The following is an 18,566-nucleotide window of genomic DNA, read 5'->3' as shown; positions in this document are numbered from 1 at the left end:
CGCTTTTCGATCGGCAAGGACAAGATCCATCACTACATGGGCTGCTCGACCTTTGCCAATTACACGGTGCTGCCGGAGATTGCCGTTGCCAAGGTCAATGCCGACGCCCCCTTCGACAAGATCTGCTATATCGGCTGCGGGGTCACCACCGGCATCGGTGCCGTCATCAACACCGCCAAGGTGGAGATCGGTGCCACGGCCATCGTCTTCGGCCTCGGCGGCATCGGTTTGAACGTTCTCCAGGGTCTCAGGCTTGCCGGCGCCGACATGATCATCGGTGTCGACATCAACAATGACCGCAAGGCCTGGGGCGAAAAGTTCGGCATGACGCATTTCGTCAATCCGAAGGAGGTCGAGGGCGACATCGTGGCCTATCTCGTCAACCTGACGAAGCGCGGCGCCGACCAGATCGGCGGTGCCGACTATACCTTCGACTGCACCGGCAACACGAAGGTGATGCGCCAGGCGCTGGAAGCCAGCCATCGCGGCTGGGGCAAGTCGGTCGTCATCGGGGTGGCCGGTGCTGGCCAGGAGATCTCGACGCGTCCGTTCCAGCTGGTGACCGGCCGCAGCTGGATGGGCACGGCCTTCGGCGGCGCGCGCGGGCGAACCGACGTGCCGAAGATCGTCGACTGGTACATGGAAGGCAAGATCGAGATCGATCCGATGATCACCCATACAATGCCGCTCGAGGACATCAACCAGGGCTTCGAACTTATGCATGCCGGTCAAAGCATCCGCGGCGTGGTCGTGTATTAGTGCTGCCGACGGGGCGGCGCCCGAACAGCGGCACTGGGTTCGAGGCAGCCGGCCGCCCGCCGCTTTTTTGCCTTCGAGAGGCATCGGTCAGCTCACCGATGCCTCTCGTCCTGCGATACGGTATCAAGCATCTTGAGGATCGAGTAGGCGGCCTTAACCCGCTCAGGGATGGGATAGTTTCGGTTGGCAAGCAGTACTACACCGATCCGGCGCGTCGGCACGAACGCGGCATAGGCTCCAAAGCCACCGGTGGAACCTGTCTTATTGAGAAACACGTTCTCTGCTGGCTTTTGTGGCGGCACCAGCGGGGCCACCGCGTGAGACTTCATCGCCATGTCGGAAGAGTTTCCATGTAGGAGTGTATCCAGTCTCGCCGGCCAGGCATAAAGCTCCCACCCCAGGGACTGGAACGTATCACCTATCCGGTAGTAGCCGATCTGGGTTGCGCCGATCGCCTTCTTCAGCGAGGGTTCAAGCCCGGAGGAATCTATGTTCACCTCGACGAAGCGCAACAGGTCAGCCGCAGTCGTCTTGACCCCGTAGGCCTGTGCATCGAGTGCTCCTGGGCTTACTCGCACGGGGTTGTTTTGCTTGTTGTAGCCGAAGGCATAATCTTTCATTTCCGTCTCGGGGACGCGGATATAGCTGTTGACGAGACCAAGTGCCGGAAAGAGCGTGTCCTCCATGAGCTCGGGGAAGGGCGTTCTGAGGCTCGCAGCTGCGAGGGTTCCGAAGAGACCAATGCTGGGATTGGAGTAGACGCGATATGTGCCGGGTTCATAGCCGGGGCGCCATCCGCGGAAATAGCGCGTGAGCGTGCTGTTGCTGACCTCGCCGGGAAACTGCAGCGGCAGGCCTCCTGCCGTATAGGTGCCCAGTTCGAGGACGTTGATATGGTCGAAGGCACTGCCCGCCAGCTCCCGCATATGCTCGCTTGCAGCATCGGAGAAGGCGAGGGCGCCTTTAGCCTCGGCATAGGCGCCGAGCGTGGCGGTAAAGGTTTTGCTGACGGAGCCGATCTCGAACAGCGTGTCAGCAGTGACGGGCGTTGCCTTTTCCTTGTCGGCGAGACCGTAGTTGAAAATAAACCGGCGGCCATCGACAGTGATGCCCACCGCCATGCCGGCTACGCCGTTTTCGGCCATCAACGTCTTGACGGTCCGGTCGACCACGGGCCTGATCCTGCCTTCAACAGCGTCTGCTTGTGCATGGCAGGCGAAAAAGGTGCCGAAAAGGGAGAAACAGGCACCTGCGCAAAGCGCATAAGTCCTGCTGGATATTGTACTCATAGCTCCTCGTATCCTAATGGGCCGCATTCCCGAACGCGGGCTTGCTCAATGTGAAAGGCCCGCAGCTGCGGCCCGCGCGCATGCCGCCAAGGCACGCGCGGCCGCACCAGGGCGCGACAAACTATATAGGCCGTCGTCAGCGCCCTGAACAAACGAGGAAATCTGGGCTCAGGTATGAGAAAATCTAGGTCTGCCGAGGGCTGTTGAAGCTCGGGGAACCCTCCGATTTCAAATGGCGCTGGCCCTATCCATGTAAGCCGGTTCGAAAACGTGTCCGTCCGGATCAGCAAAACTGCGCAGGTACATGAATCCCAAATCCTGCGGCTCGCGGACATCCGCTTGGCCGCCTGATCTGGCGGCAGCCTCCACCATGGCGTCGACCTCCTCGCGGCTGTCGCGAGACAGAGCGATCAGCATCCCGCTTGTCGCGTGCGCGTCAGCAATCGGCTTTGCTGTGAAAGTCTGATAATAACCATGTTGCAGAAGCTGGAACGTGATCGTTTCAGACCACACCATCGAACTTGCATTTGCATTGGAGAACTGCTCGTTCTTGACGCATCCGATGGCCTCGTAGAAGGCCGTCGCGGTAGCCAGGTCCTTCACCGGCAGGTTCAGAAAGATCATTCTAGTCATTATCTTGCTCCTCTCAGAGATGGCTTAGACAAAAGTCTGCTCGAACGTCTGGCTCGGATGGATGCAGACGATCTCCAGCCGGTCGGTACCGACATTTTCGAAACGATGAGGAACGTTGGCGGGGCCAACAATGATGTCGCCGGCAAAACCGCGCATCCTATCATTGCCAACCGTAAACTCAGCCTCTCCCTTTCGAACCACCCAGGTCTCGGCATAGGGATGAACATGCAGCGCCGGGCCGCGGCCCGGATCCGCATCCACGATAAAAAGCGACACCTCGCTGCCGAAGTTACGACCTTCGAAGCGGACAGTACGGCTCGTGCCGGGTTCGGGCTGCTGATAGCGATATACCGAAAACATCCTGATCCTCCAGTCGTTACCAATTATCTTCACAGGAAGACATATTGGCAAAACTGTCTTCTCGTCAAGATAAATATCTTCTCGCAAAGATATCTTTGCCGCAGAGGCTCCATGGTGTATGGAACAGCACGACGCAATTGTGGGCACGACGAAGCAAACGAGGATCAGGCGGGTGGCGCCAGACAACAACCGCGGCTCAAAAGAGGGCGCTGTCGAGGACCATGTCGACCGGCTCCGCGCGCAATGGGCTCGCGAATTGCCAGACCTCGACACCGAGCCGATGGCGATTCTGGGACGCGCGAAACGGCTAACAAACCTGGTGTCGCCCTCCATTGAGGAGACCTTTGCCAAATTCGGCCTCGATCGCGGCGAGTTCGACGTCATCGCGACCCTGCGCAGATCTGGCCAACCCTACCAGCTGACGCCGACGGCCATGTATACGACGCTCATGCTGTCGTCGGGTGGGTTGACGCACCGCCTCGATCGGCTGGAAAAGGCTGGTCTGGTTGTGCGCGAAAAATCCGCCCGCGACGGTCGGAGTGTTGTCGTTTGTCTGACCGCATCGGGCATCGCGCTAGCCGAAAAGGCGTTTCGCGCCGATATGGCCAGTGAACTCTTGTTCCTGAAAAGTTTGGATGCCGAAGAGCGCGCGGCACTCGCCGCCCTGCTGCGCAAGCTTGTCATGAGTATAGAGGCTGGCCCCAGCGATGAAGCAACCTCTTGATCTCGATGTCGCGTCGGCGTCAGAAACTTACTCTCAGCGTTGATCGCGGGACCAGGTGCGATATGAAGGCGCTTCAGATGTAAGCTGGAAAAATCTCATCGCCTTTATCCGTACGCCCGCGTTGTTCGCGACCCGTAGGCCTCAGCACTCGGTCCGGGTTCGGCATTCGACCTGTGGTCACCTCGATCCTTCACTGGAAGCGATCGCGCTTCTACTCTGGTCCTGTGTCCACCGACAAAAAGCCTCGGGCAGTACGTTCGACCCGCAGATCACCGTGACCACACGCTTGCCACGGTATCGCGAGAGATCTTCCAGCATCGCTGCAACGCCAAGGGCGGCCGATGGCTCGACCACGAGACCCGCGTGCCGAAGGAGCAGGCGCATGCCCGCCTTGATGCTTGCCTCCTCAACCAGCGGCACGTGATTGGCGACGGCGAGCAGGTCCTGAAGGACCGCTGCGATTGGGAACCGGCCGGCGACACCGTCGGCGATGGTATCGGCGCGGTCGGTGGTGACGATAGATCGCGCCCGCCAAGACAGGGCCATGGCGGGCGCCCCGCTCGGCTGGATGCATACAACCTCCGTCGCGGGCGACAGGCACTTGAAAACGTGGCCAACGCCGGTTGCGAGCGCACCGCCGCCGAGCGCGAGCAGGATCGTGTCGATGCGGCCGAACCCTTCGACAAGCTCCAGCCCGATAGTGCCCGCGCCTTCGCAGGTGTCGAGGTTCTCGCTGTCCTCCACGAGTAAAGCGTTGCCGCTGGCCGCGATCTCGCGAGCGCGCTTTCGCGCCTCCTCGATGTCACCCTCGACAAGTTCGACGGCGCCTCCAAGCCCGCGAATGCGGTCGATCTTGGCGGCATTGGCGCTTTTGGCGGCGACCACTGTCACGCCAATACTGCGTTCCCGCCCGCTATATGCGAGCGCCTGCCCGAGATTGCCGGCGCTGGCGCAGACCGCGGCCCTTTGATCAGCGCTTCTTGCGAGGCGGGACATTGCGACCTCGGTCCCACGTCCCTTGAAGCATCGGATCGGATTTGCGGTCTCAAGTTTGATGACGAGTTCGCAGCCCAGAAGATCGCCAAGAGACGGACAGCCGAATTGGGGCGTGTCGCGAAACATCCGTGAGATTTGTTTTCTCGCCTCAAAGATGCGTCCGAGGTCGAGCCTGGTGTCTGGTTGTCTGGCTTCCCGGAATGCTGCGGGACTTTCACTGACTGGCTGCATGTGACATCCTCCGACGCTGTTGGGTTGCGCATTTGTACGTTATAGCGCACGTTGGAAGTGTACGCTATAACGCACAGATGCGAGGAAAGTCACAAATGAAGTCCATCAGTCCCGTGGACACGGGCAAGCTGCTGAAAACGATCAGACACGACCTTGGATGGAGCCTCGACAAGACTGCAGCGCATACTGGAGTGAGCAAGGCTATGCTGGGCCAGATCGAGCGTGGCGAATCCACGCCGACGGTCGCGACGCTTTGGAAGATCGCGACGGGCTTGCGGGTTCCGATGACCGCCCTGCTTGAGCCGGATCGCGAAGTAGGCGATGTATTGCTTTTGCGTGACGCCAGTCGTCTGCGGGTGCGCCCGTCGGAGGAGGGGATGCAACGCGCATTGTTGTTCCCTTATGAGACCCGTTTCGGTTTCGAACTCTATGAACTGACCTTCGCGCCCGACTTCGAGAGTATCTCAGAGCCGCATGACATCGGGGTTGTGGAGCATGTGAGCGTCCTGCGCGGGGAGATCGAATTGCTGGTGGAGGAAGAGTGGAGACTGGTGGAGCAAGGGCAGTCGCTGAGGTTCCCTGCCGACCGCCGCCATGGCTACCGCAATCGGACGCAAAGTGAGACTGTTGTCATGGATCTCATCCACTATCGGTTCATCCCACAGAATATCGCAGGGCGCAAACCGCAAGCGGCTTCTTGACGGGCAAGGTCGCGCATATGGCAAGATGTTGAACGGCCGCCGGTTTCGTTTGCTCGCTCTTGACCGCGCATGCTGCCAATAGGGCCCGCAGTGCGACAATGGCCTCAATGCTTCAGGAACTCGTCACAACTTTCTTCGGATTTCGGTTGAGTGGACATGAGCGTTCTCAGCTCGCAGTGGCGGAAGCGGCCGCGCGGTCTGATCCGGACACGCGCGGCACTTCCCCGTGTCAGCCGATCGTCATGAGGCTTGCATTGCCGCCGGCCGCAGCCGTGTTGATCGAAATCGAAACCTCTTCCAGCAGCCAATTGAGGCAATATGCCTCGTGATCCCTTGCAAGCTCATCGGTCGTGGCCGACTGAACGAGGACAAGAGGACCCTTCAAGGCCGCGATCCTTTTGTTGATCGAGGCTGTGCGTTCGATATCCCCTTCTATCAGGGCGCCCGAAAATGGTCCGTCGGATTCCCAATTCGAACTCCAGGAAAGCCTAGCCAAAACGGACGCTGGAAGCGCGGTAAGGGCGGTCTCAAGGTTCGACGCAAGATCGATCACAATCTGGTTTCCGGTGGCCAATGCCGCCGCAAGCTGACGGAAAAGGCCCTTTGCCGTTGCCGGCGCAAGGAGGATCCGCCCCCTTGGATGAAGGGCATATAGGTTTCGTTCGCCCACAGGTCCCGCCAATTCCTTTTCGAGCCCGAGCGCGGAAATCGCGGCAAGCTCACGGGCTGCTTCCGCTTCGTCGTTATGGCCTTTTCGGCCCAGCCAGGATGCAAAATCGCGAAGCGCAGGGTCGGTATGGACCGAACTGTGTTGCGGCGGGACGGGCGCGCGCTGTACGAGACGGCCGATGTAGAGTGGCCCGCCGGCCTTGGGTCCCGTGCCGGACAAGCCCCGTCCGCCGAAGGGCTGGACGCCGACCACGGCGCCGATGATGTTGCGGTTGACGTAGAGATTGCCCGCCTTCACCCGTCCCGTGACGTGCTCGATTGTCTCGTCCAGTCGCGTATGGAGCCCGAAAGTGAGGCCGTAGCCGGAATTGTTGATATCGTCGATCAGGCGATCGAGATCTTCGCGGCGGTATCGGATGACATGCAGCACAGGTCCGAACACTTCGCGCGTCAGGTCCGACATCTGCTTCAGTTCGATGATCGTAGGCGGAACGAAGGTGCCACGAGCGGCAGAGTCGGGCAGCGGCAATTGCTCTACCTTGCAACCGAGCGACCGCATCCGTTCGATGTGCTGGTCGATCTCGGCCCTTGCCTGCTCGGATATCACCGGCCCGACGTCGATGTTGAGCTGGTCGGTGCGTCCGATCCTGAGCTCCTTCAACGCCCCCTTCAACATGGTAAGAGTCCTGTCAGCGACTTCATCCTGGAGACAAAGAACTCGCAAAGCCGAGCAACGCTGGCCGGCACTGTCGAAGGCGGAGGCAATCACGTCGGCAACGACCTGCTCGGCGAGCGCCGAGGAATCCACGATCATCCCGTTCTGTCCACCCGTTTCCGCAATCAACGGTATCGGTTTTCCGGCCGGCGAAAGGCGCTCGCTGAGCTGGGCCTGGATTTGACGGGCGACTTCGGTCGAGCCGGTGAACATGACCCCGGCCGTTTCCGGGGCCGCCACCAGCGCAGCTCCGAGGCGGCCGCTGCCGGGCACGAACTGCAGCGCGCCGCGCGGTACGCCGGCTTCATGCAGGATCTTCACGCTTTCATAGGCGATGATCGGGGTGACGCCGGCCGGTTTTGCCATCACCGAATTGCCGGCGACGAGGGCAGCCGCCACCTGGCCCGTGAAAATCGCCAGCGGAAAATTCCAGGGGCTGATGCAGACGATCGCGCCGAGCGGTGCATGTGCTGGACCGAGCGTCTTGCGTGCCTGTACGGCATAATAGCGCAGGAAGTCGATTGCTTCACGGACCTCGCCGACCGCATTGGCGGCTGACTTGCCTGCTTCCCGCATGGCAATGGCCATCAGGATCTCGATGCGGGCCTGCATGATGTCGGCTGCTCTATCAAGGCAGGCTGCTCGCTCGCGAGGCGACAACGAAGCCCACTGTGCGACACCATCGGCAGCCATACGTGCAACCCTGGGCGCATCGTCAGCCTTGAGCTCCGTAACGTGACCCACGATATCGGAGTGATCGGCCGGATTGGCGATCGGCCGTGTCTCACCGTCCTGCGAGCCGTCGGCGAGCAAAGGCATGGCATGGAAGTTTTGCGAAAGGGTGGCGGCGAGATGAGCGGAAAGCTCCACCAAGGCTGCTTCGTTCGAAAGGTCGATCCCCTTCGAATTGAGCCGGTCCTTTCCGAAAAGCGCAGCCGGAAGTGCGATCTGGTCATGCGGCATGCCGACGACGGGCATGGCCTCGACGACGTCCACAGGGTCTGAAACAAGCTCATCGACCGAGACGTTGGGATCAGAGATACGGTTTACGAACGATGAGTTCGCGCCGTTTTCGAGAAGGCGGCGGACAAGATAGGCGAGCAAGGTCTCATGCGTGCCGACTGGCGCATAGATGCGGCACGGACGATTGAGCTTGGCCTTGCCTACGACCTCGTCATAGAGCGGTTCGCCCATGCCGTGCAGGCATTGGAACTCGTATTTTCCAACCTGAAACTCGGGACCGGCCAGATGATATATCGTCGCAAGCGTTTGCGCGTTGTGAGTGGCAAACTGCGGGAAGACGAGATCGACGGCAGCGAGCAGCTTGCGCGCACAGGCAATGTAGGAAACGTCGGTATGAACCTTGCGGGTGAAGACGGGAAAGTCTTCAAGGCCGTCGAGCTGAGCGCGTTTGATTTCGGCATCCCAGTAGGCGCCCTTGACCAGCCGCACCATCATCCGGCGACCGGAACGCCGTGCAAGATCAATGATGTAGTCGAGGACGAAGGGGCAGCGCTTGCCATAGGCCTGCACCACGAAACCGAGGCCGTTCCAGCCGCTGAGATCCTGGTCGAGGCTCAATTCTTCGAGAATGTCGAGCGAAAGCTCGAGCCTGTCGGCTTCCTCGGCGTCGATGTTGAGACCGATGTCGTACCTTTTTGCCAGGAGCGCGAGCTGCTTTACCCGAGGCAGCAATTCGCCGATCACACGGTCCGCCTGAGCGCGGGCGTAACGTGGATGCAGCGCCGAGAGTTTGATGGAAATTCCGGGACCCTCATATATGCCGCGGCCATTGGAGGCCTTGCCGATGGCATGGATCGCTGCCTCGTAGTCGCGATAATAGCGTTCTGCATCCACAGCAGTTGTGGCAGCTTCCCCGAGCATGTCATAGGAGTAGCGGAAGCCGCGGGCTTCGAGCGGACGGGCGCGCTTCAGCGCTTCGTCGATCGTCTCGCCGGTGACGAACTGTTCGCCCATCATGCGCATCGCCATGTCGACACCACGGCGGATCACAGGCTCGCCGGCACGCGCGATGAGACGGGTAAGCGCTGCAGCCAGGCTGCGGTCGTTGACGGTGGAGGTCAGTTTGCCGGTGACAACCAGGCCCCAGGTCGCGGCATTCACAAACATCGACTTCGTGCCGCCCAGATGCGACTTCCAGTCTCCCTCGGCGATCTTGTCGCGGATCAACGCGTCGCGGGTTTCAGCGTCGGGGATGCGCAGCAGGGCTTCGGCAAGGCACATGAGGGCGACACCCTCCTGGCTTGATAGAGAATACTCATGGACAAGCCCCTCGACCCCGGTGCCCTTGTGCTTGGCACGCAGAGCTTTGATGAGCCTGCGCGCGGTCTTAGCCGCATCGGCCTTCGCCGAGGAAGGCGCCCTTGCCGCTTCGACGAGGGGAGGAAGGCATTCGGGTTCGGGCCGACGATACGCTGCCGTGATTGCCTGCCGCAGGGGCGTCTGTGCTCTGATTGGTGGTGCAAACATTGAAAAAGGCACCGGGTTCGGCAAAATGTTGTCCTTGAGGATTTTGTTGGATTGGCTCGACATTTTGGTGCCTTTCAGTTCCCTGTGTTGGATGCCGATTGCGTTTTTAGCGCCAGTGATGCGGTTGGAGGGCAATGATACGCGCCCCCGCTCGGGAGTCCTTGATCTGGCCGACAGGCGTGCAGCGCGGTACCGTGAGGCCGCAAGCGCCGCGCATAACGCCAACCGTGCGAAAGCGGAGCAAAACGATGTCACTGCCGCGCTTCGGTAAGTCATCGGCGATGTCGGTGGGGACCTTCTTGCCCGTCATATCCTCGAGTGCCTGCGTGTTTGAAGATTGCGGCGTTTCCGGCTGCGACGTTCCATGAGACCGAATGGAATATGCATCACGTTCACTACCTCTTCAAAATACGACAAGATAACGCCACTTGCATTCACGAAAGGATCGGGCGGGTAAAATCCGCCCGCCCAACCGGTTGCCGAAACAAGCCCAATGCGGCGAATTGTACGCCTGGATGCGTTCAGCAAACCTTCGGGCAGAGGAAAGCTGGCGAGCGCGCGGTCCACGTCAGTCTCGAGGCTTTCCAGAAATCTCAGTGGTTGCGGATCCTGATGGCGTCCCTCCTCATCAAGCAACCCACTTTAGCACGCGCAGTCAAGGCGTTCAGACTTGATTTTCCTAGCTTATAGTCCTTATAGATTTATTTCTGTGCGAGGAGTCGTATGAAATGACTAAAAATGAGTACGAGCTTAGTGAAATTGACCTATTCGACAAGAAGATTCTCGAGGCGCTCTCTGACGACGGAAGAATGTCGATCACCGACCTTGCGGCGCGCGTCGGGCTTTCTAAAACGCCGTGCCAGCTGCGCTTTAAGCGGCTCATTGCTGACGGCTACATTGAAGGCTTCAAAGCCGTCATCAACCCCTCGAAACTGAATCTGGAGCATATTGCATTTGCGGAAGTCAAACTCTCAAACACGCAGGAAGACGCGCTTCGCGCCTTCAATTCGGCAGTCAAGAAGATCAAGGAAGTCGAGGAATGTCACATGATTGCCGGACGCTTTGATTATTTGCTGAAGATCAGAACGCGTGACATACGCCGCTACAGACATGTCCTTGGGGAACGGATTTCAAACTTGCCGTTTGTGGCGAGCACATCGACGAATGTCGCCATGGAAACGGTGAAAGAAAACTGGAGCGGGTCCAGCTACGCAAGCTAGCCGCCTTCTAAGGCTTCCGCGTGTTCTCTTGGCATGAGACGGGCTTCGACATAATCGAGCCTTGGACGATTTTGCGTGTGGCCGGCGCGTTCCAGGTCGACAGATGGCATTGGATACCGATCGGGTCGCGTCATCGTGGGCGCCGTCAGCCTGTCTGGTGCGCCTGTTTCGGGTTGAAGGCGGCTTATCGTTTCTGTGCACGTGCCCAATCGACCTGCGCCTTCGATCGCTGCCGATGCATCTTTTTGCGGCGTGAAGCGTTCTTCACGCACAGCAAGCAGACGCACCATGGCAAGGCGGGAATTCAACGGTACCGGTACGGGAAAGCGCTACGTGCCAAGCGACAAAACCTCCGCTCCCTGCGCCGCTAGTCGCCGCACAAGCAAGGGAGAGGACGACGATAGCGAAAGCGCACTGAGGCAAAGGCAATGACGAACATCCGTTTCAAGGGCTTTGACAGTGCAACCCAGCTTCGTGAACACCTTGCGGACGTGGAAGAAGGCGCCCCGGCCGACAGTCTGGCCGAAGACATACCCGGCGAGGATGAGCTGCAATCGGCCCTGCGGGAAGTTGCCTGGCTCCGGAAGGACGTTGCCGACCTGCGTGAGCAGCTGGCTCTGTTCCCTGGTCAGCACAAAACTGTGGCTGGGAACCGTGTCGGCGCCTTTCCGTGGCTTCGCATGGGGGTAGCGGTAGTTACCGCGATCGTGCTCGGTCGGTGGATGCTTCATCTCCGCCATGGGCCAGGCAGTCCCGCGGTCTCGATGATTCCGGCCCGCATTCATCGCGATCATTGGTAGCAAGGTCCGCTGCCGCGGATTCATCAAGGCTGCCAACATGCGGTGACCGTACACGCAGCCGGTCTGGCCGCGCCCCCTCGATGAAGTGGCGCAAGAGTGCAGGGCGGGCGCAAACCGCCTAACGACTGCATCTGGCTCTATAGACGCTGCGGGATCGCTTACTGGTCAAAGGGGGACGCACCTCGGCATTCACAGACCGTCTGGCATCCGCATGCCGACGCTGCCATAAATGAGCTTCATCGAGGGAGGGATCATGATGCAAAAGAATGTGCCGGACTTCAGTCTTGTGGGCAAGGTGACTTTGGTGACGGGCGCGAGCCGTGGCATCGGGCGAGCTTGCGCACTTGCCTGTGCCGCAGCAGGCTCCGATATTGTTTTGGGGGTCCGCGATGTCGCAGCGTCGGCAGGCCTGGTTGCCGAACTCGAAGGTGCGGGACGAAAAGTCCTGCCTGTTAAACTGGACATTCCCAACAAGGCCCATATTGCACAAGCCGTCGACGCGGCGCTTGCTGCGTTCGGTCGGATCGACGTTCTCATCAACAACGTCGGCGTGGCTCCGGGCAATCTGGCGGAACTCGTTGAGGAGAAGGACCTCGACGAGATACTCGATGTCAATATCAAGGGCACCTTTCTGATGACGCAGGCAGTAGGACGTCACATGATCAAGCGCAATGGGGGCCGGATCATCAGCATCAGCTCGCAGGCCGGTACTGTGGCACTGCGCGGCGAGGCAATCTATTGCATGAGCAAGGCGGCAATTAATCACCTCACGCGCTGCCTTGCAGCCGAATGGGCACGCTATGATGTCACCGTAAATACCGTATCGCCGACGTTCATCCACACGGATGGTACAGAGCCTTTTCTATCCGATGCCGACAATCGCAAAGCGACGCTCGCTCACATTCCACTTGGGCGGATCGGTGAAACCGATGATGTGGTAGGTGCCGTAGTCTTCCTTGCATCACCGGCTGCAAGCTTAATCACGGGCGCGAACTTGCTGGTGGATGGTGGATGGTCCGTTGCCTGAGGCCGAGGCGCCCCTGCAGCGCAATCTTATGTGTCGCTCCGCTTCAATAAGTAGTCCAGGCCGCCGGCGCGATACCAACGATAGCCATAAGGTTCGAGCACCATATGGTGCTTACCCTTCTCGTCGGCGCGACTGTCACCGTCGTCGGCTATGTCAATCAATAGATGGCCGGCGTCACCGAGGCCGGCGTCGAAGGTAATCTCCACCGGCTTGGCGTGAAAATTATGGACGATGACAACGGCATTGTTCCGCCATTCGTAACGGATGGCGAGCACGCCGCAATTGTTGCAATCAATAAAGCTGAAGTCGCCCCAACCGATCTCGGGCGCCTCCTTGCGCATGCGGATCATCCGCTCGGTCCAGTTAAGCATGGATTCTGGATCACGGCGCTGGAAGGCGACATTTATATGGTCGAAACCGTAAGGCCCCTTCGAGATGACCGGCAGGACCGGCATGTCGCTCTTGGTGAAGCCACCCTGCGGCTCGTCCGACCACTGCATCGGCGTGCGGGCGCAGTTTCGCTCCGGCAGCGACAGGTCGTCTCCCATCCCGATTTCGTCACCATATCGCAGAACTGGTGTTCCGGGCAGTGAGTACATCACACTGTAGGCAAGCCTCAGGCGGCGCATATCACCGCCAAGCATGGGGGCGAGGCGTCGACGGATACCGCGGTCGTAGAGCTGCATCTCTTTATCCGGCCCAAAGGCTGCAAACACCTGCTGGCGCTGCTTCTCCGTCAGGCGGCCCAGATCCAATTCGTCGTGGTTGCGTAGGAAAATGCCCCATTGACCAGTCTGCGGGCGTTCCTGTGTGTCATGCATCGCCTTGGCGAGCGGTCGGGTGTCTGCGCTGGCAAGCGCATAAAAAAGCGCCTGGTTGACGTGGAAGTTGAACATCATCTGCATGCGGTCACCGTCGTCACCGAAATACTGCAGGTTTTCCTTCGGCACGACATTGGCCTCAGCCAGGATGACGCTGTCGCCCTTCCGCCACTGCAGGAATTCGCGGAAGGTTCGCAGCATGTCGAACTGTTCCTTCGGCGCCTTCACCTTGCTGCCCTTTTCGGCGATGACGAAGGGCACGGCATCCATGCGGAAGCCGGAAACGCCAAGCTGGATCCAGAAGCCCATGATCTTCAGGATTTCTGCCTGAACATGCGGATTGGCGGTATTGAGATCCGGCTGGAACTTGTAGAAACGATGAAAGTAGTATTCGCCGGATTTCTCATCACGCGTCCATGTCGTTTTCTGGACACCTGGAAAAACCATTCCCTCATCGGCATTGGCGGGTTTTGTCTTCGACCAGACATACCAGTCGCGATAGCGCGAGTTCTTGTCCGAGCAGGCCGCTTTGAACCATGGATGTTCATCGGATGTGTGATTGACGACGAGATCGATGAGCACGCGAATTCCACGTTGCTTGGCACCGTGAGTGAATTCGACGAAATCGCCGAGCGTTCCGTAGCGGGGATCGACATTGTAGTAATCAGAAACGTCGTAGCCATCATCGTGACCCGGAGAGGCCTGGAACGGCATCAGCCAGATCGCGGTGACACCAAGCCCGGCCAGATAATCCAGTCGGCGCTGAAGTCCTTGGAAATCGCCGATGCCATCGCCATTCGCATCCATAAAAGTCTCAACAGAAAGGCAGTAGACGACGGCGTTTTTGTACCAGAGGTCGTTGATCACAAACATGCTCCTTGGGAAGTGGTGGTCCGGGGAGCGAAGCGTGCGAGCAGGGGAAAGGTTCCCCGGGTAAGGTCGGTATGTATTGCTCAGTAGATACCTTCAGGTTCCATCGCCCCCACCGCTTTCCGCTTTTCGGCGTGCTTCAGCAGGCTTTCCCGGATCGGATCAGCCTCTAGCTCCGGGCACGAGTGCTTCAGTCTGGTTGATGAGCTTAACGGGACGGACAACATCTCCGAACTTTTCGAGGCTCTCGAAGTCGACCGCGCGCTAGCGACGTCCGATGACTAACCTTAGCATGCGCGGGTGCCGCAAGAAAATCAGGTGTGTCGGGACCCTCGGGCAACGCAGGCAAGCCCGAGGGGGCAAGACGTAATGGAAGGAACGCCTTGTCGAACGCCGAGGCGTAGAAACTCTACCCGTTCACAAGGGCAAGCTCCTGCTCGCGGTAACGGCTGCCGATGACCTTTGCCGGAGCGAGCGCCTCGCCGATCTGTCTAACCTCATCGTCCGACAAGGTGATGTCGGCTGCCGCAGCATTTTCTTCCAGATGCTTGAGCTTGCGCGCGCCGGGGATAGGCACGATGAAGTCGCCCTGATGCAGCACCCAGGCCAGTGCAAGTTGCGCCGCCGTTACCTCCTTTGCCTGCGCCATGTCCTTCAACGTTGCAACAAGAGCAGCGTTCGCGGCCATGGCATCAGCTTGAAAGCGTGGCAGGTTCTTGCGCCAGTCATCGGCACCAAGTTCATCGGGCTTATTGATTGCGCCGGTCAAGAGACCACGACCGAGCGGGCTGTAGGGGACGAAGCCGATGCCGAGCTCGCGGCAGACCGCCAAGACCTCCTGCTCCGGATCCCGGCTCCACAGCGAGTATTCGCTCTGCACCGCCGCAATTTTGTGCACATTATGAGCGCGCCTTATCGTGGCAGCGCTTGCCTCCGAAAGGCCGATCGCTTTCACTTTGCCATCCTTGACGAGGTCCGCCATGGCTCCGACAGTTTCCTCAATCGGCACGTTGGGGTCGACGCGGTGCTGGTAAAAGAGGTCAATCTGCTCGATTCCGAGCCGTCCTAGAGAGGCTTCGGCTACGGCCTTTACATGTTCGGGGCGGCTGTCGACGCCGACCATGCGCGACGGCCCTTTGCCTTCATCGGTGATCTTGAAACCGAACTTGGTCGCGATAACGACGCGGTCCCGGTGCGGCTTCAAAGCCTTGCCCACCAGAATTTCATTATCGAAAGGGCCGTAGACTTCTGCGGTATCGAAGAAGGTAACGCCGATCTCGACAGCGCGGCGCAGCGTGCGAATAGCGTCTGCCTCATCCTGACCGCCATAGGCGAAAGTCATACCCATGCATCCGAGGCCTACTGCCGAGACGTTGAGTTCGTTTCCGAGCTTCCGTTTTTTCATCACTGATCTCCTTCTGTGATGAAAAGGAAGATAGGACAAGGAAGGTTGTTCGTTAATTCGATTGGAAATTCACACGCTGTTCTATAGTATAGAACAATGGACAGAAGTCGCCTACCTCAACTCGCAATCTTCGCCACAGTGGCCGCATGCGGGGGATTTCGGGGGGCGGCCAAGGAGCTGGGAATAGCGCCTTCTGCTGTAAGCCACGCCGTCTCGAGCCTTGAGGCGGCTCTTGGGGTTAGGCTCTTTTCTCGCACGACCCGAAGCGTTGCGGTAACGGATGAGGGCGCAATGCTTCTCAAACGGCTGGGGCCGGCGCTGGACGAGATCGACCTGGCGCTTGATGCGGTGAAGGAAATCAACAATCGTGTGGCCGGCAATCTTCGCCTCAGCGTGCCGCCCTTTGCGGCGCATTGGCTTGTGGCGCCACGTCTTGCGGCTTTTAGCAGGGCTTACCCGGGCGTCGTTCTGGAAGTCCGGGTCGAGGAGCCATTCAATGACATCGTCGCTGCGGGCCTTGATGGCGGCATGCGCCTCGAAGAGAGCCTGGAGCCGGACATGATCGCCGTCAAAATGAGCGCTCCTATACGGGCAAGCGTCGTTGCTTCACCCTCCTATTTCGAGCGAAAGACCATGCCGGTCCATCCGCGTCAGCTGATGGATCACGCTTGCATTCGGCGACGATTTGCCAGCGGAAAGGTTTATAGATGGGAATTCGAAAAAGATGGCGAAGAGCTGGTCCTCGATGTCGACGGCCCGCTCATTTTAGGCGACGACCGGCTCGTTATCGAGGCCGCACTCGACGGCGCCGGCATCGCGTTCCTGCTAGAAAACATGGTGAACGCCGCCATTGAAGAAAGGCGGCTGCGCCAGATTCTTGTCGATTGGTGCGCGCCGTTTCCCGGTGTCTATCTTTATTACCCAAGCCGGCGTCAGATGCGGCCAGCACTGCGCGCTTTCATCGAGTTCTTCAAACATGCAGGCTGACAGGCCATGCAAGTTGCAATAGTGCAAGTTGCCTGGATCGTCCTTCCCGCAAATTGGACTAGCCTCCCAGCTTTGCGGGACGACGTTTCACAGGGCGATGGCCTTTCTAATGATGCTGGCCATGGATCGCCGGAACTGTGAACGAGACAGCCTTTGCGCCAAGCGCACGGTGTTCAGGCGTGACAATCTCGATCAGCACTTTATGTTTGCCAGCCGGCAGCCCCGTCAGGACAATAGCACCTGTGCCTCCTGCATCCGCCCAGCGAAACGGCAGATCGTCGACGTTGACGTGCAGGTGGCCCGCCCGTGGCGAGACGTCGCTTGCGCCGGGCCCAAAAATCGGCAGGATTCTAAAATTTTCCGTCCGATACGGAATAATGGCCACCCCTCGCGTGGTGAGTGGTTCAGCAAGGGGCTGATCGACAAAAAGTTTCGGCGCAGGCTCACCCTTGATAGGTAGAAACTGAGTTTGGACACTGCCTGGAGTTTGGGCTTGGGCAGTCGCCGTTGCTACAAGCAGGAAGGCGGTTGCAGCAAGGCCGAGGGCTCTAATGGTCGTGATCATGATAAATATCATCCTGTGATAGCCGCGCCGACGGGAGATTTCCGCTCGACGGCGCGATGTCTGGGTTGAAAAATTTGCCGAGATTCGGATCAAGCCACGCTGAGCTCGATGTTGCCGCGCATGGCCTTCGACCTTTCATTTTGCTCCTGATCGGGTGGTCAGCCAGCCCGATAGCGTGCTGCTGGCTTATTGGTAGACAAATTTCCCGCCATGGCTCGCCGCGCGTCTTCGAAGGCATCCCATTGGCCGGTATCGTGAAGGCTCGGGATGGTCACGAACTCCTTGCGCGAAAGCCCCAATATGGCAGCGTCGACCAGGGCTTGAGCCGGCATGACTATTTCTTGGGGCAAGTGCTGCACCGGAAGCCCTGCGATATCCCAGAAGTCAGTCGCGGTGGCACCTGGGAGGACAACCTGGACATGGACGTTGCTGTCGGCCAGTTCGTGGCGCAGGCTTTGGCTGAAGGCGAGAACAAAGGCCTTCGTGCCACCGTAGACGCCGTTCAATCTTTCAGGTGCGACCGCCACGATCGAAGCAATATTGACGATCGTACCCTGGTTCCGCTCGACAAATCCAGGGACTGCGGCATAAGTGAGCCGCATGAGCGTATCGACATTGAGTGCAATCATCGCGCTCATGGCGTTGACGTCGGACTGGACGAGCGGCGCGGTCGCCCCGACACCGGCATTGTTGACCAGCATCGTGATCCGCGGGTCGTCAGTGATCAGAGTTGCGACCCGGGCTACGTCGTCCCTTATCGTGAGATCGGCAGTGACGGTCTCGACGGTGCGGCCTGTCTGTGCGCGGATAGCGGCCGCCACTCGTTGTAGTCGGTTGCCGTTTCTCGCAACGAGCATCAAGTCATAGCCCTGGCGGGCAAGTCGATCCGCATAAAGGGCGCCGATACCGCCCGATGCGCCGGTAATGACGGCTGTTCCCAACGTTTCCTGCATGGTGTTTCCCTTCAGGTTGTCGTCAACACAGCTAAGGCTCAGTTGCGACTTGAGGACTGCGATGGCTAAGAATATGAGCTCGGGAGAAGCTGCCCGGTAGCGAGCAAAAATGAGAGTCAGCCTCTCGTTTGACAGAGGCCATCAGCCTTGGCGCCGATCCAAGGTGCCGGCTCACCGGTCATGAGGTCGTCAAGCAGCGCCTTGCGCGCCCTCATATTCAGGCGGTTGAAGTTAATCGCCCGGTCTTCGACAAGCGGTTTGCCGGCCGGCAGAGATTGTTGATGACAAGGTCAAGGCACTTCTCTTCGGCAAAGCGCCACGCACGAGATTCTATCCGTGGCGCGCAAGGCG

General features: G+C 59.2%; 16 protein-coding genes. 6 read left to right on the top strand and 10 right to left on the bottom strand.

What is annotated here, in order from left to right:
- Window positions 1–759, top strand: a 759-nt coding sequence (locus EV130_RS18120) for a zinc-binding dehydrogenase (RefSeq protein ID WP_132660949.1), incomplete at its 5' end; no start/stop codon positions are given.
- A 92-nt stretch (window positions 760–851) separates the two neighbouring features.
- On the opposite strand, the gene ampC is transcribed toward EV130_RS18120, so the two are convergent.
- The 3 genes from ampC to EV130_RS18105 form a co-directional block, all read right to left on the bottom strand.
- Window positions 852–2,048 carry a class C beta-lactamase gene (gene ampC, locus EV130_RS18115; RefSeq protein WP_132550987.1) on the bottom strand — a complete coding sequence of 399 codons (1,197 nt, stop codon included), beginning with the start codon at window positions 2,046–2,048 and terminating at the stop codon, window positions 852–854.
- 228 nt (window positions 2,049–2,276) lie between these two features.
- Window positions 2,277–2,681, bottom strand: coding sequence for a VOC family protein (locus EV130_RS18110; protein ID WP_074064205.1), 405 nt, complete (start codon window positions 2,679–2,681; stop codon window positions 2,277–2,279).
- A 24-nt stretch (window positions 2,682–2,705) separates the two neighbouring features.
- On the bottom strand, window positions 2,706–3,041 hold the full coding sequence (locus EV130_RS18105) for a cupin domain-containing protein (protein ID WP_074064206.1): 336 nt from the start codon (window positions 3,039–3,041) through the stop codon (window positions 2,706–2,708).
- Window positions 3,042–3,213: 172 nt separating this feature from the next.
- Between EV130_RS18105 and EV130_RS18100 the strand changes: the two genes are divergently transcribed.
- Entirely contained in the window at window positions 3,214–3,765 is a 552-nt protein-coding gene (locus EV130_RS18100; RefSeq protein WP_237358648.1) for a MarR family winged helix-turn-helix transcriptional regulator, read from the top strand.
- Between the two features lie 177 nt (window positions 3,766–3,942).
- On the opposite strand, the gene EV130_RS18095 is transcribed toward EV130_RS18100, so the two are convergent.
- Window positions 3,943–4,992, bottom strand: a complete 1,050-nt coding sequence (locus EV130_RS18095) for a threonine ammonia-lyase (protein WP_132550983.1) — start codon at window positions 4,990–4,992, stop codon at window positions 3,943–3,945.
- A gap of 95 nt (window positions 4,993–5,087) precedes the next feature.
- On the opposite strand from EV130_RS18095, the gene EV130_RS18090 reads away from it, so the two are divergent.
- Window positions 5,088–5,693, top strand: a complete 606-nt coding sequence (locus EV130_RS18090; RefSeq protein WP_074064208.1) for a helix-turn-helix domain-containing protein — start codon at window positions 5,088–5,090, stop codon at window positions 5,691–5,693.
- A gap of 229 nt (window positions 5,694–5,922) precedes the next feature.
- On the opposite strand, the gene putA is transcribed toward EV130_RS18090, so the two are convergent.
- Window positions 5,923–9,630, bottom strand: a complete 3,708-nt coding sequence (gene putA, locus EV130_RS18085) for a trifunctional transcriptional regulator/proline dehydrogenase/L-glutamate gamma-semialdehyde dehydrogenase (RefSeq protein WP_132550979.1) — start codon at window positions 9,628–9,630, stop codon at window positions 5,923–5,925.
- A 665-nt stretch (window positions 9,631–10,295) separates the two neighbouring features.
- Between putA and EV130_RS18080 the strand changes: the two genes are divergently transcribed.
- A complete protein-coding gene (locus EV130_RS18080) occupies window positions 10,296–10,787 on the top strand; it encodes an Lrp/AsnC family transcriptional regulator (RefSeq protein ID WP_074064211.1) in 492 nt (163 codons plus the stop codon).
- A 329-nt stretch (window positions 10,788–11,116) separates the two neighbouring features.
- Here the strand turns inward: EV130_RS18080 and EV130_RS18075 are convergent, their stop codons facing one another.
- A complete protein-coding gene (locus EV130_RS18075; RefSeq protein WP_132660943.1) occupies window positions 11,117–11,527 on the bottom strand; it encodes a hypothetical protein in 411 nt (136 codons plus the stop codon).
- Window positions 11,528–11,843: 316 nt separating this feature from the next.
- Between EV130_RS18075 and EV130_RS18070 the strand changes: the two genes are divergently transcribed.
- Window positions 11,844–12,614, top strand: a complete 771-nt coding sequence (locus EV130_RS18070; protein ID WP_132551017.1) for an SDR family NAD(P)-dependent oxidoreductase — start codon at window positions 11,844–11,846, stop codon at window positions 12,612–12,614.
- A gap of 26 nt (window positions 12,615–12,640) precedes the next feature.
- Here EV130_RS18070 and EV130_RS18065 read toward each other — a convergent pair whose 3' ends face one another.
- On the bottom strand, window positions 12,641–14,302 hold the full coding sequence (locus EV130_RS18065) for an alpha-amylase family protein (RefSeq protein ID WP_132550975.1): 1,662 nt from the start codon (window positions 14,300–14,302) through the stop codon (window positions 12,641–12,643).
- A gap of 412 nt (window positions 14,303–14,714) precedes the next feature.
- Complete coding sequence (locus EV130_RS18060; protein WP_132550973.1) at window positions 14,715–15,710, bottom strand: aldo/keto reductase; 996 nt, start codon at window positions 15,708–15,710, stop codon at window positions 14,715–14,717.
- Window positions 15,711–15,806: 96 nt separating this feature from the next.
- On the opposite strand from EV130_RS18060, the gene EV130_RS18055 reads away from it, so the two are divergent.
- Entirely contained in the window at window positions 15,807–16,697 is an 891-nt protein-coding gene (locus tag EV130_RS18055; protein WP_132550971.1) for a LysR family transcriptional regulator, read from the top strand.
- A 106-nt stretch (window positions 16,698–16,803) separates the two neighbouring features.
- Here EV130_RS18055 and EV130_RS18050 read toward each other — a convergent pair whose 3' ends face one another.
- Together EV130_RS18050 and EV130_RS18045 are read right to left on the bottom strand one after the other, a co-directional pair.
- A complete protein-coding gene (locus EV130_RS18050; protein ID WP_245520072.1) occupies window positions 16,804–17,262 on the bottom strand; it encodes a DUF6130 family protein in 459 nt (152 codons plus the stop codon).
- A gap of 158 nt (window positions 17,263–17,420) precedes the next feature.
- A complete protein-coding gene (locus EV130_RS18045; protein ID WP_132550969.1) occupies window positions 17,421–18,215 on the bottom strand; it encodes an SDR family NAD(P)-dependent oxidoreductase in 795 nt (264 codons plus the stop codon).
- Between the last annotated feature and the right edge of the window lie 351 nt (window positions 18,216–18,566).

Source organism: Rhizobium azibense, from assembly GCF_004342325.1.
GTDB lineage: Bacteria > Pseudomonadota > Alphaproteobacteria > Rhizobiales > Rhizobiaceae > Rhizobium > Rhizobium etli_B.
Note: the sequence above shows the minus strand (reverse complement) of the source record. Positions and strands in the feature narration are given on the sequence as shown.